Raw genomic sequence first — 12,496 nt, 5'->3', positions numbered from 1 at the left:
ATAAATATGATTATTAGGTATTTTATGGTAAATACGGTTATGTTTAATGTTGGATTAAGAATAGGGAGCAGATTGGGGTTTGCGATTTGCTTTTATATTGCCATTTAACATAATATACCTAATGCGCACTAAGGTGTTTTGATTTATGGATGATTTTTGTAACGGATTTCATTTCGAAACCACTTGAACTCTTATGTATCTCTCTGGCCAATCATAAGCATATTTATTGCCTACTTTTATGGTTTTCTTTGCGATAAAGCAAAGTTCGTTGTCACCTAATGTGGAAACTTTCTTTACGACAGCGTTTTTCGGATGTGTGTAATCTAAATCAACAAAAACATCACAGTAACCTTCAAGTGGTTTTTTGCTCTTTTTGAGCGACTTTTCAATTTGAGTCTTGATTTTCTTTGCCACTCGATTCAAATCCGCATCGTCCGCAAGCGTCGATTGACTAAAAATTGTGAGGAAAATGCTCAACATTACTCGCCTCAAAAACTTCATCAAATTCACCTCACCAAGATTAAGCAAGGAGGAAAATGTAACAGAAATATCTTCTTGGCGAGTTTGAACTTGTGCTGTTTGGAGCTTAACCTGCTTTTTCTTGCAATGACGATGTCGAGCAAGGATGATACGCTTAGCGACCTTTCTTTAATGTCGAGCTTTGGCGTGTAAATCCTTGGTGTGGGAATACGTTGCGGATTCTTTGCTGGATCTTTTTCGGGACTTGCTTCGAAAACGCCAGCTTGGCTCCAGTCCTTTGTTGATACACCTTAATTTCCCCTGAAAAAGGTTCATGTTGAGCGATATCGATAAGGTTATGTTTGAATGTTGGCGGAAAATGTCCCTTGCTACGAACAAGATGACCATCTTTGAAGCTGACCACCAAGATGGGTCTATCGATCGCGACTAGCCAGAAGATAATTATCGCCGCAACAAGTATTACATACAGCATATCCATAAGAGACATCTCCTTATTCTGCTAATAACCGACTGAGATCTTCTTTTAAACTGTTGACGGTTTTGCTTGCCTTTTCACTTCTTGAAGCCTCGCTGAGTAGATACTCAATCGCATCGGATAATGTACAACCTAACTCATTGGCTTTTAGGGATAATTTTTCCCAAACTCGGTAATCTAAATCAATAGATTTCTTGCGTGTATGGATTTGTTCTGCATTAAAGTGGCGCTTACGCTTGGCTCTGATCGCTTGTTTAAGTTTGTTATCGAGCTCAGAGGACATATGTTCTTCAATCCAAGACAGTACATGGGTTGGTTCATGTTCTATCGCCCTGAGCTTCTGTACCGCAGCTTCAATTTCACTTTTATCAATATAGCGAGTAACGGGCTCTCCATCCTTCCATTTATTGATGAGATACTGCCATTTCCAACCACATTCTAAATTTTCAAGTTGTTGATATTTCATCTTCGGCCACTTTCCATTGTTATACAGTGACAGCGTAACCCACTGTCTGCAGACTTGCAATTCTCCCTATCAAAAAAGCGAGAAAGATCATCGTCGACTTTCACTGTTCGCTGCTCGGCTTTTTCTATATAATTTGGCTCTTTTCAATCAGTTCGATATCTCAATGACCCAAAGCATCTGGCGCAGTGTAACGCCTCAATTTGAGCAGTTTAACAAAGTCTTTGAAAACTACCCTAACCTAGCTCCCATTTCACTGATCGAGATTCAGCCTCGTTTAACCAGTGCGCTTGAACAGTTTGTTCACCTTAAAGGGTTTAGTCGAATCCTCTTGATTAATGCTCCCGATAACTCGATTTATCGCTCTCTCTTTAAAGACGCATTACTTGAGCAGGATCTTGATGTTCCTGTCGTGAGTACAGAGACGTTAGATATTTCAGAGATTCTAGGCCAAGTCAAAGTTGAGCATGGTGGTCTAGTTCATAAAACGTCAGGATATCTCGAACAAGCGAATGGCGGTTATTTGATTGTTTCAGCGAATTTATTGCTGGCTAATCCACGCTATTGGCCAACAGTAAAAGCCGCCGTTTTGGGTGAAACTGTCTCTCCTATCAATTGCGATCCAAAATCTCCGCTCCCTAATCGCTTAGGTTCAAGTTACGACGTTAAACTTATTGTTGTCGGTGATCGCACGCAGCTTGGCGATCTGGATTTTTTAGATGCTGATATTCATTCCGGCTTATGTTTGTTTTCAGAGCTTGAATTAGATCTCAAGATAGAAGAAGAAACGATTGAAGACTACCTCGGCTACTTACGCTGGTTGTGTGAACAGTACAATTTGCCTTCATTAACCAGCTCTGCCATCCAGTCTCTGATGACGGCTGGTGCTCGTTATACTGAAGATCAACATTACGCCCCCCTTTGTTTAATGTGGCATCGAGCGTTACTTGAAGAAGCTCGCCTTGAATCTGAAGATCCGTTGATTGACGCTGAACATATTGAAATTGCTCTAGATAAACGCTATCTGCGCGAGTCTTATTTACCCGAAAGAGCTCTAGACGACATTCTTGACGGTCAAGTGATCATCGAAACCCAGGGTGAACAAGTCGGGCAAGTTAATGGCTTGACAGTCATCGAAGTTACTGGACACCCAATGCCTTACGGTGAGCCTGCTCGAATTTCCTGTGTGATCCATTTTGGTGATGGTGACATTGCGGATGTAGAGAGAAAAGTTGAGTTAGGCGGCAACCTGCATGCTAAAGGCATGATGATTATGCAAGCTTTTGTGAGTAGTGCCTTGAATCTTGATGGTTCTCTGCCCTTTTCTGCTTCGATTGTTTTTGAGCAGTCTTATAGTGAAGTTGATGGTGATAGCGCTTCACTGGCGGAATTATGTTCATTAGTGAGTGCGCTTTCTGAGTATCCGATTGACCAACAGATTGCCGTTACTGGCGCTGTTGACCAATTTGGCCGAGTTCAAGCGGTCGGTGGTCTGAATGAAAAAATTGAAGGATTTTATCGCGTCTGTTGTCACCAAGGTTTAACTGGAGAACAGGGTGTGATTTTGCCAAGTTCGAACCTGAAACACTTGGCGCTTCATAAATCAGTAGTAGAAAGCATTAAGAATGGTGAATTCAACATCTGGCCTGTTTCGACGGTGGATGAAGCGATTCCTCTTCTCATGGGTAAACCTTTCCGTGGAGAAGATGAAGACAGCGTGATCGCAAAGATCGCAGAAAGAATTGATAATTTTGAAAAACTTGTGCAACCGCACGGAATTGTGGAACGGATCAAAAACTGGCTTAGCTGGCACTGATCGGAGTTGTTTGGCGTACACGTGTTCACTAACATGCACCCAACAAAAAATGGAGTAACCAATAATGCAGAACAAACGTGATTCGTATAATCGAGAAGATCTTTTAGCGTCAAGCCAAGGTGAGTTGTTTGGTGAGGGCTATCCTCAACTTCCAGCGCCAAATATGTTGATGATGGATCGCATTACCAAGATGTCAGAAACTGAAGGTGAATTTGGTAAAGGTTTGATCTTAGCTGAGCTCGATATCACGCCTGATTTATGGTTTTTTGATTGCCATTTCCCAGGAGACCCAGTGATGCCGGGATGCTTGGGCTTAGATGCCATGTGGCAACTGGTGGGTTTTTTCCTTGGCTGGGTTGGCGGTAAAGGTAAAGGTCGCGCGCTTGGCGTTGGCGAAGTGAAATTTACAGGACAAATTTTACCAACAGCTAAAAAAGTCACCTACGAAATTAACATGAAGCGTGTGGTGAACCGTAAGCTAGTGATGGGTTTAGCCGATGGTCGCGTACTTGTTGATGGCAAAGAAATATACGTAGCCAAAGATCTTAAAGTTGGCTTGTTCCAAGATACATCTGCGTTTTAAAGATAGAATCTCTAACGAATAACAGCCCGTTTCGGGCTGTTTTCCTAGCGATAAGCCTTTTCAAGCTTTGTTGTATGGGAAATTATTTGCAGAGACCAGAAAGTTTATCGTTTCTAGCATCACGCCAACCACCTAACCAATAAGAGCGTACTTCCGTCTGTTGATAGGGACATTCGTCATGGGATCGACCGTTTAGACCGGCTTTGTATCCTTGCGATTGAGCTCTTTCTAGGCGATCACGCTTTTGTCTCTTCATAGTTCTGTCCTCATACGGTAACTTTGGTGTAACGTACAACTATTAAACTTGTGTGGATCTTTTATGACCACACCAATACAGAATCGATCAATTATTCGCCTTTCTCAAGCAATAAAAAAGGCACAAACCCAAATCTGTGAGCTTGTGCCCTTCCTGACAAAAATCCCTATTTTCTACGGAACCCTAGTACACCAAGCACCATCAAAAGCCCTAATCCGAAGCTACCCCCTTTACGTTCAGAGGCTTGCTCTTCGGTTGAACGCTGTTGAATGTTAGCACTTGTTGCATTCACAATTGGAACTAACTTCACGGCGACGACGGTTTCTTCGCGGTTACTACACAATGAATTATGTGCTGTCGTATCGTATCCACCTGAACATTTCAGCGCAGTTGCAGAGATAACGCCAGCATCATTAATATCTGTGGCATCAATAATGCGGAACTGGTTGTTGTTGCCTGTTGCGGTATTGTCATTAGTGAGATCATCTAACAACCAAGCCTTATTAGCAAAAATAGCCATGCGGCTTGGATCACTGCCATTGGCACTGTATGGATAAATAAACCCTCTTTTACGGCGCGGTTTACCATCATTCTCACGGGTGTCGTTTGCGTCGACTTGACCGACAATCTCGTTATAGCTGTTAATTGCCCCTGCTTTGCCGCCGGCTCCTGTGAAGAAGATGCCGCCGGTTAAGAAGTTCGCTGTTGGAGTGCTAGCAGAAACATCTTCGATAACAAATAATCGATTGCCCGCGGCTCCATTCTCTGGGCGGCTACCTGCACGTTTAGCAGAACCTAACGCGACGAGGTTTTTGTTTACATCGGTGACTACCGAATTGCTGTGAATGTAATCGCCACCAATTCTAGATTCCGCACCTGAAACGGCTTTGGTCGTCCAACTTGCTGCATTAGAAAAATTACTGGTGTCATCTAGTTGGAAAACTGAGGCCTGCATGTAGTTATTGTCGGCATCGAAAGAACTATAACCAACAGCATATATTTTATTGTCACGTACGAGGACATCTCGGATGCTACCTTGTGCTAAACGGTTATTGGTACTTTCACGTGTACTCGGCCAATTCAATTCAACGGCACTGCCATCATTTTTCCAAATTGTGGGTTTGGAATAAAAATAGGCACCTTCATTATTGTTTGAGCTTCGTGAAATACTACCAACAGTGTAAACACCATCTGTTTTCCATGCACGGGTATATAAGGCATCAGCTACATTAGGTGCACTGATTGTTGATGGTAGACGGGCTTGAATGGCATTAGTATTTCTACGATACGTTGTCACGTCACCAGTTTTTACATTGATCCCGATAGGTTCTGCGCTCTCCGTTAGGCTATTTATCATCACGTTTTGCGCTTCATCAACACCATCATTAAGAGGCTCGCCCGTTGTTCCAGTACCAACAAAAGCAATTGAGTTAGGAACTTGCGTACTATTGATCTCTGCTTGCCAGCGATTCCAATGGGGATCTGCCCAGGTATTACACGTCGAATACAAAAGCTCGTTGTAGCAATAGCGTTCAAAGTCATTGCGTTCTTGTACATACACGAACGCATTATCAATCCCGAAAGCCACTTCATCACGGTAACTTAAACCATCGACTGCTTTACCTGTGCTGGCTTTTTCAATGCGAGTTTCACCTGCTAAAGCAAAGTCTGTACATGCAATTGTACCAGTAGAAGGAGAACCAATATCAATTGACGAGCTCGTGAAGCAGTTTGCAATAGTATCAGGGTTACTTGCTTGGATCGCCACACCCCATGCACTACCGTAGCTTTGCCCTGTACTTGGGGTCACTTCCATCACTTGGTAGAGTGCCGCGTTGGCCGTTTGGGTAGCAAGTAATACGGCGCTGGCTAAAATCGAACGTTTAAAAGTAATACGACTCATGTTTTCTATTCACTTTCCTGTTGCATCGCTTCAAGCTCTTCCCAACGCTCAAAAGCAATTTCGAGTTCCTGCTCTGTTGCAGTTAACTTGTCTAAAATGGGTTGTGTTTTATCGACAGGCTGACTGAAAAAGTCTGGACTATTGACGATGTCTTGTAACTCTGCGATCTCAACTTCCAGCTCTTCTAATCTTTGCGGAAGAGCTTCAAGTTCGCGCTGCAGTTTATAAGATAATTTCTTCTGCTTAGTTTTCGATGGTGCGGATTTGGGAGACTCCTCAACCACTTTTTCTTTTTTGACGATATTTTCAGCAGCTCTGCTTTGTAAAACTTGGGCACGCTGTTGCTGAGCGTCATGGTAGCCACCGACAAATTCTTCAATCTTACCGTCGCCTTCAAAAATCCAACTTGAGGTGACGGTGTTATCGACAAATTCACGATCGTGGCTGACCAGCAATAAAGTGCCTTGGTAATTGGCAAGTAATTCTTCCAAAAGTTCCAAAGTTTCGATATCTAAATCGTTGGTTGGTTCATCAAGCACTAAGAGGTTGTTGGCTTTAAGCAAAATGCGCGCAAGCAGCAAACGGTTTTTTTCACCACCAGATAGCGCTTTTACTGGGGTTCTTGCCCGCTTGGGTGAGAACAAAAAGTCCTGTAGATAGCTTAACGCGTGGCGAAGACGCCCGCCTACCATCACTTCTTGTTTGCCATCCGCTAAGTTATCGATAACGGTTTTTTCAGGATCGAGTAACTCTCGGTATTGATCAAAGTAGGCGACCTCAAGCTTAGTACCACAGTGTACTTTGCCGCTATCGGGCTGTAAGTCACCCAGCAAAATTTTGAGTAAGGTACTTTTGCCACAACCATTAGGACCAATTAACGCAATTCTGTCACCGCGCATAATGTTGAAGCTGAAACCATCAACAATGGTTTTGCCACCGATCGAGTAATGAAGATTTTCGGCTTCAAAAACGATTTTCCCTGAGCGGTTGGAATCATCGATTTGCAGGTTCACTTTACCCTGCACTTCACGACGTTCACTACGTTCTTGACGAAGACGTTTCAGTGCCCGAACTCGTCCTTCATTACGAGTTCTTCGTGCTTTAATACCTTGACGGATCCAAACCTCTTCTTGAGCGAGCTTTTTATCAAACTCGGCATTTTGCAGCTCTTCAACCCGCAGCATCTCTTCTTTTTCAGTAAGATAATTTTCATAATCTCCTGGGAAAGAGCTGAGTTGACCGCGATCGAGATCCACAATGCGGGTTGCCATAGACTTAATAAAAGCACGGTCATGGGAAATGAAAATGATAGAACCTCGGAAATCTTTCAGAAAACCTTCTAACCATTCAATCGTTGTTACATCGAGGTGGTTGGTTGGTTCATCAAGAAGCAGGACATCGGGATCGCACGCCAGCGCTCGCGCTAATGCAGCTTTACGCTGCCAACCACCAGACAGGTCGGTTAATTTGGTGTGGCCATCTAGTTTTAAGGAACCTAGCACATTTTTGATTCGATCTTCAAAGCGCCAAGCACCAGAAACTTCAAGCTGCTCTTGGATATGTGCAAGCTTATTAATGTTGGATTCGCTTGGATCTGTTGCTACGAGATCTAATTGATCTTGATAGATCTTGAGTTGTTCGCCAATGCCTTGCAGACCACCTGAAACATAATCAAATACAGTACCCGCTTGATTGCGAGGCGGATCTTGCTCTAAACGGGATACGACGACATCTTGCATGACTTGCATCTTGCCATCATCCAGCAGAATCTCGCCTGCGAGTACTTTCATCAGCGTGGATTTTCCGGCGCCATTACGCCCAACCAGACACACTCTTTCATTTTCTTGTAAGGCGAAATCAGCGTGATCCAGTAATGGGTGATCGCCAAAGGCCAGCAAACCGTTATGGATGGTAATTAATGCCATTATGTTTTAACCACTCTCTTAATTCTTGTATGTCAAAAGGCCAATTCAGTTCATTACCTTGGTAAGCGATAACCGGTATAGTGACCGCGTAACGAGAAAATAGCTCGTCATCAAAGGCAATCTCTACCACGTTAACTTGTTTGGTGAGCCCTACTTCATTAAGTAACGCATAGGCCATCTCACAGAGATGGCATCCTTCAGTGCTGTACAAGGTTATCATTGAATTTCCTAACTCTGATGGGTGATCAGCCAGCAGTTATGAATTTGTTTATTTCGCTCAAAATCCAGCGGTAAGGTTTGATGCGAGATATTTTGAGCGTTGAGCCCCAAAGCGTGTAGCGCTTCCATATCCATCTTGAAATGGCGCTTGTTATTAGAGAAAACAATCGTCCCTTCTGGGCGCAGCAACCGTTTAAGATTGGTCATAAGCGTGACGTGGTCACGTTGCACATCAAAAGTCTGCTCCATACGTTTAGAGTTAGAAAACGTTGGCGGATCAATAAAGATAAGATCGTACTGGCTTTGGGCATTCGCGAGCCACTGTAGACAGTCGGCCTGAACGTACTGGTGCTGACGCCCAACCTGCCCGTTTAACTGCATGTTCTCTTTGGCCCATTCAAGATAAGTTTTCGACATATCGACGGTCGTCGTCGATTTTGCACCGCCACAAGCAGCATGTACTGTCGCAGAGCCGGTATAGGCAAATAAATTGAGAAAATCTTTGCCTTGTGCCATTTGCCCTAAACGACGACGAGTAATTTTGTGGTCAAGGAATAAGCCAGTATCGAGATAATCGTATAGGTTGACGATCAACTTCACGCCATACTCGGTAATTTGCATGGTCTGTGCTTGCTGGCCGAGTTTCTCGTATTGCGACGTGCCTTTTTGTCTTTCACGAACTTTGAGCACGACGTTGTTCGCATCGACATCCAACACTTGAATGGCTGCGCGAATAATATCGGTCAAACGACGCTTCGCTTTCTCTTCAGGAATATCCTTTGGCGCTGCGTACTCTTGGATCATGAGATGATCTTGGTAGACATCAATAGCCACATTGTATTCGGGAAGATCCGCATCATAGAGGCGGAAGCAATCGAGCCCCTCACGCTTAGCCCATTTGCCAATCTTGTTGAAGTTTTTCTTCAAACGGTTGGCAAAATCGGGGGCAATGAGGATTTCTTGAGAGCCTCCATTGCTGACGCTGTTTTGCTCTCGCATGGCTATGGTGTAATTCTTTTGGTGACATGGTAACGCACCATTATTCAGCTTGAATTGTTTGTCCGCACGCATGCGCAAACAACTGAGTAATTCATCAGAACTCGAGAAAATAGAAGCGTGGCAACCACCAAACTCAGCTTTAAGCTGTGCACCAAATGCAGTGTACAGAGCGATCAAACCGGGATGAGTGCCTAAACGCTCACCATACGGTGGGTTACAAATCACAATACCTTCAGCGAAGTTTTCTGGGCGTTTTACTTTTGCCGCATCACCCAAGGTAAAGCTGATTAGCTCTTCTACACCGGCACGGCGGGCGTTATCTTTAGCCGTCTGCAATACGCGGTTATCGTTATCTACGCCGTAGAAATGAGTTTCTACCTTTTTGACTCCACGTTTACCTTGCACGCTGGCTTCTGATTTCACACTTGCCCAGAGTTCTGGTTCGAAATCTTCTAATGCTTCGAAGCCCCACTTTTTACGTTGTAAGCCTGGAGCAATATTGGCAGCCATCATCGCCGCTTCAATCAGTAAGGTACCGGAGCCACACATAGGATCGAGAAGCGGTTTACTGGCATCCCAACCACTGCGCAGAATGATTGCGGCGGCTAATGTTTCACGTAATGGCGCTTTACCTGCTTCAGTTCGGTAGCCGCGAGCATGCAAGCCTGAACCCACCATATCGATACCAAGCAGTGCATTCTCTTTGTGTAAGCGGACATGGATATGAAGATCCGCAAGATCTTTACTGATCGACGGACGCGGAAGATTTTTCTTAGTGAAGCAATCTACGATGGCGTCTTTGACTTTCATCGCGCCGTATTGGCTATTACGAATTTCTCGGTTCGTGCCATTGAAATCAACAACGAGCTTTTTAGAACTGTGGAAATAGTTGACCCAGTTGACTGAAGTTGTTGAAAGATAGAGATCTAAGTCATTCTGACACTTAAATTCAGCCACAATACGAACAAATCTTGATGCGAGACGACTCCATAGACAGCAGCGATAGATCTGTTCATTGGTTGCTTTAAATTTAACCCCGGCCTGAACGGGTTTGGCATCGTTAATACCCAGTTGGGTTAATTCTTCAACTAATAGATTCTCAAGGCCGTTAGACGTCACCGCTAGATACTGATTCATAGTGTTCTTTTGCTGATAAAAATGGTCTCAGATTATAACTGACAATGTGAACCATACCTAAAGCTAACTCATCACCAAGCCAAAAAATCTCTCTTTTACCCATTCGATCCTTTCTATGCCGATCATATCGGTCAGTGTGTACACACTCCTGTTCCAACGCTTGCTAACTAAGCATTTATTCTCGTTAGTGACTACTTATTCATGCTTATTTTGGACTATACCAGATGCATTTTTTACACTGTAAATAAGTTACAAAAGGTCATAAAACGGGAATTTCCGACTTAAAAATACAAAGTGAATGCCCTGTTTCACTGTGTTTAAGTAAAAAATAGATGTCTAAATTTTGTACCGAGCTCACATTGCCTAACGAATTAGCTCGATTTAAAGGCAAAAAAAATCGGCTTACGCCGATAAGAAATGAAGGAACGAAATAGGAAAGGAACGAATGTTGAATAAAAAATTAACTGACCATGGCCATTTGGGGTGTATACAAAAGTGTATTCACATCCGACATTCTGTCGTGCATCACTTTAATTACTTGACCAAATTCCAGTGTTTTGCTGCCGTTTAAAGCAAAAGAAACCAAATCACTGTACGCGCAAAGAGTGGCGTTCTCCCCCACTTCTAACGCAATAAAAATACCGCTGTTAAGGGAGTTTCGTAGAGATATCAGCTGACCTTGTTGTGGGGTATAACCGGTTCCCTGTACATCAAAAAACCAGCTTTTAGGCTGTACGGGTTTGTGGAAGCGTTTTGCGGCCACACAGTACAGCGCCAACTCCGCTCTACGAGGCTCACTCAGAGGTAGACAGGCAATGTGTTCTTTGTACAACTGAAAATCAGAAGCGTCATCTACGGTGAAGGGGTTCTCGATGAATGCACAATCCACCAAAAGATTGCGACTGAGATTGGTACGAAACAGCATATCATCACCAAGGTTGAGCATCAGATAACCTTCGCTATCTGAGAAGTACCAACTCCATTTGTCACTTGGTTTAAGCATTGTTCCACTCTCAACGATACATTTGGGAGGATGAGGTAAGCTATGTGACCTACCCTTGCCTATGAATATCAGTAATTCTATGAAGGTGCAGAGAAAAAAAAAGAGGAAATGCGTTAGACATTTCCTCAGTAATTCCGCTGATAAATCGGGGAACTTACAGGTTCTTGACGATATCGGCGACCAGCCCTGGTCCTTGATAAATAAAGCCGCTATAGACCTGAACTAATTTTGCTCCTGCTAAGAGCTTTTCTTTGGCGGAGATGTAGGAATCGATACCACCGACCCCGATGATCGGAATTTCTTCACCGAGTTCTTTATACAGACACTTAATAACTTCTGTACTGCGGTTTTGCAAAGGTCGTCCACTGAGGCCGCCAGCTTCGTTGGCAAACTTCATCCCTTCAACCAATGAACGATCTAAGGTGGTGTTTGTCGCGATGACACCATCGATTTTGTTTTTCAAAAGTGATTGGCAGATTTGCTGAATTTCATCGTCACTTAAATCTGGTGCAATCTTAAGTGCAAGCGGGACATATTTATCATGTTTCGCTGCTAATTCAGCTTGGCGAGTTTTCAATGCAGCAAGCAGTTCATCCAGCGCTTCACCGTATTGTAGAGAGCGAAGTCCTGGGGTGTTCGGAGAAGAGATATTTACGGCGATGTAACCTGCGTAAGGATAAACTTTATCCATACAGATCAAATAGTCCTCTGCCCCTTTCTCAATCGGAGTATCTTTGTTTTTACCGATGTTGATCCCGATGATCCCATCGTATTTGGCTCGCTTAACATTCTCAACCAAGTGATCAACACCCAGATTGTTAAAGCCCATTCGATTGATGATGCCTTCAGCATGCACTAAACGAAACAGGCGTGGTTTGTCGTTACCTGCTTGTGGTCTTGGTGTGACTGTGCCTACTTCAACAAATCCGAAGCCCATCGCGCCAAACGCTTCGATGCACTCGCCGTTTTTGTCGAGCCCTGCTGCTAAACCGACTGGATTTTTAAAGGTTAAGCCCATGCATTGAACTGGACGATGAGGAAGTTGTTGACGATAGAAGAGATCGAAAGGAGTGCCAGTGAAACGTTTGAAATTAGAGATGGCCAGATCGTGTGCCTTTTCGGCATCCAATTGGAAAAAGCCAGCTCTGGCTAAGCGGTAAAGCATAATGCCTCCGAAAGAAAAAAGCCCCGAATAAACGGGGCGTTATTATTGACTCATTCGTCAGGCAATTCAATG

The 12,496-nt window shown here is 43.8% G+C and carries 12 protein-coding genes; 2 read left to right on the top strand and 10 right to left on the bottom strand.

The features are described from left to right. Window positions 1-168: 168 nt before the first annotated feature. The 3 genes from F0316_RS06900 to matP all read right to left on the bottom strand — a co-directional run bounded on the left by F0316_RS06900 (window position 169) and on the right by matP (window position 1,421). Entirely contained in the window at window positions 169-480 is a 312-nt protein-coding gene (locus tag F0316_RS06900) for a hypothetical protein (protein WP_000948763.1), read from the bottom strand. 154 nt (window positions 481-634) lie between these two features. After that, window positions 635-952 carry a DUF3634 family protein gene (locus F0316_RS06895; protein ID WP_001918575.1) on the bottom strand — a complete coding sequence of 106 codons (318 nt, stop codon included), beginning with the start codon at window positions 950-952 and terminating at the stop codon, window positions 635-637. Window positions 953-971: 19 nt separating this feature from the next. Then, entirely contained in the window at window positions 972-1,421 is a 450-nt protein-coding gene (gene matP / locus F0316_RS06890) for a macrodomain Ter protein MatP (RefSeq protein ID WP_000877146.1), read from the bottom strand. A 163-nt stretch (window positions 1,422-1,584) separates the two neighbouring features. On the opposite strand from matP, the gene F0316_RS06885 reads away from it, so the two are divergent. Beyond that, the gene (locus tag F0316_RS06885) at window positions 1,585-3,234 is read left to right on the top strand and encodes a S16 family serine protease (RefSeq protein ID WP_001965088.1); all 1,650 of its coding nucleotides are present in this window, start codon (window positions 1,585-1,587) and stop codon (window positions 3,232-3,234) included. Window positions 3,235-3,298: 64 nt separating this feature from the next. Beyond that, complete coding sequence (gene fabA, locus F0316_RS06880; RefSeq protein WP_001180252.1) at window positions 3,299-3,817, top strand: bifunctional 3-hydroxydecanoyl-ACP dehydratase/trans-2-decenoyl-ACP isomerase; 519 nt, start codon at window positions 3,299-3,301, stop codon at window positions 3,815-3,817. Between the two features lie 82 nt (window positions 3,818-3,899). Here fabA and rmf read toward each other — a convergent pair whose 3' ends face one another. The 7 genes from rmf to pyrD form a co-directional block, all read right to left on the bottom strand. Further along, window positions 3,900-4,073, bottom strand: coding sequence for a ribosome modulation factor (rmf, locus tag F0316_RS06875; RefSeq protein ID WP_001881287.1), 174 nt, complete (start codon window positions 4,071-4,073; stop codon window positions 3,900-3,902). Window positions 4,074-4,239: 166 nt separating this feature from the next. Next, window positions 4,240-5,976 carry a DUF3466 family protein gene (locus F0316_RS06870; protein WP_149560340.1) on the bottom strand — a complete coding sequence of 579 codons (1,737 nt, stop codon included), beginning with the start codon at window positions 5,974-5,976 and terminating at the stop codon, window positions 4,240-4,242. A gap of 5 nt (window positions 5,977-5,981) precedes the next feature. Next, window positions 5,982-7,901 (bottom strand): ABC transporter ATP-binding protein, encoded by a 1,920-nt coding sequence (locus F0316_RS06865; RefSeq protein WP_149560339.1) that lies wholly within the window; start codon window positions 7,899-7,901, stop codon window positions 5,982-5,984. Then, window positions 7,879-8,121, bottom strand: a complete 243-nt coding sequence (locus F0316_RS06860; RefSeq protein ID WP_080342404.1) for a glutaredoxin family protein — start codon at window positions 8,119-8,121, stop codon at window positions 7,879-7,881. Before F0316_RS06860 ends, F0316_RS06865 begins: the two co-directional genes overlap by 23 nt. Before the next feature lie 8 nt (window positions 8,122-8,129). Beyond that, window positions 8,130-10,256 carry a bifunctional 23S rRNA (guanine(2069)-N(7))-methyltransferase RlmK/23S rRNA (guanine(2445)-N(2))-methyltransferase RlmL gene (rlmKL, locus tag F0316_RS06855; protein ID WP_032469989.1) on the bottom strand — a complete coding sequence of 709 codons (2,127 nt, stop codon included), beginning with the start codon at window positions 10,254-10,256 and terminating at the stop codon, window positions 8,130-8,132. Between the two features lie 460 nt (window positions 10,257-10,716). Beyond that, window positions 10,717-11,259, bottom strand: coding sequence for a cell division protein ZapC (locus tag F0316_RS06850; RefSeq protein ID WP_046121601.1), 543 nt, complete (start codon window positions 11,257-11,259; stop codon window positions 10,717-10,719). Between the two features lie 154 nt (window positions 11,260-11,413). Continuing rightward, window positions 11,414-12,424, bottom strand: coding sequence for a quinone-dependent dihydroorotate dehydrogenase (gene pyrD, locus F0316_RS06845; protein ID WP_000966883.1), 1,011 nt, complete (start codon window positions 12,422-12,424; stop codon window positions 11,414-11,416). Window positions 12,425-12,496 lie beyond the last annotated feature (72 nt).

Source organism: Vibrio cholerae (genome assembly GCF_008369605.1).
Taxonomy (GTDB): domain Bacteria; phylum Pseudomonadota; class Gammaproteobacteria; order Enterobacterales; family Vibrionaceae; genus Vibrio; species Vibrio cholerae.
This window is presented reverse-complemented; position numbering and strand designations above follow the sequence as displayed.

Excerpts from the sequence above, each read along its gene's own strand:
- F0316_RS06900 (WP_000948763.1), bottom strand. The coding sequence starts at position 480 with ATGTTGAGCATTTTCCTCACAATTTTTAGTCAATCGACGCTTGCGGAC.
- F0316_RS06895 (WP_001918575.1), bottom strand. The coding sequence starts at position 952 with ATGCTGTATGTAATACTTGTTGCGGCGATAATTATCTTCTGGCTAGTC.
- matP (WP_000877146.1), bottom strand. The coding sequence starts at position 1,421 with ATGAAATATCAACAACTTGAAAATTTAGAATGTGGTTGGAAATGGCAG.
- F0316_RS06885 (WP_001965088.1), top strand. The coding sequence starts at position 1,585 with ATGACCCAAAGCATCTGGCGCAGTGTAACGCCTCAATTTGAGCAGTTT.
- fabA (WP_001180252.1), top strand. The coding sequence starts at position 3,299 with ATGCAGAACAAACGTGATTCGTATAATCGAGAAGATCTTTTAGCGTCA.
- rmf (WP_001881287.1), bottom strand. The coding sequence starts at position 4,073 with ATGAAGAGACAAAAGCGTGATCGCCTAGAAAGAGCTCAATCGCAAGGA.
- F0316_RS06870 (WP_149560340.1), bottom strand. The coding sequence starts at position 5,976 with ATGAGTCGTATTACTTTTAAACGTTCGATTTTAGCCAGCGCCGTATTA.
- F0316_RS06865 (WP_149560339.1), bottom strand. The coding sequence starts at position 7,901 with ATGGCATTAATTACCATCCATAACGGTTTGCTGGCCTTTGGCGATCAC.
- F0316_RS06860 (WP_080342404.1), bottom strand. The coding sequence starts at position 8,121 with ATGATAACCTTGTACAGCACTGAAGGATGCCATCTCTGTGAGATGGCC.
- rlmKL (WP_032469989.1), bottom strand. The coding sequence starts at position 10,256 with ATGAATCAGTATCTAGCGGTGACGTCTAACGGCCTTGAGAATCTATTA.
- F0316_RS06850 (WP_046121601.1), bottom strand. The coding sequence starts at position 11,259 with ATGCTTAAACCAAGTGACAAATGGAGTTGGTACTTCTCAGATAGCGAA.
- pyrD (WP_000966883.1), bottom strand. The coding sequence starts at position 12,424 with ATGCTTTACCGCTTAGCCAGAGCTGGCTTTTTCCAATTGGATGCCGAA.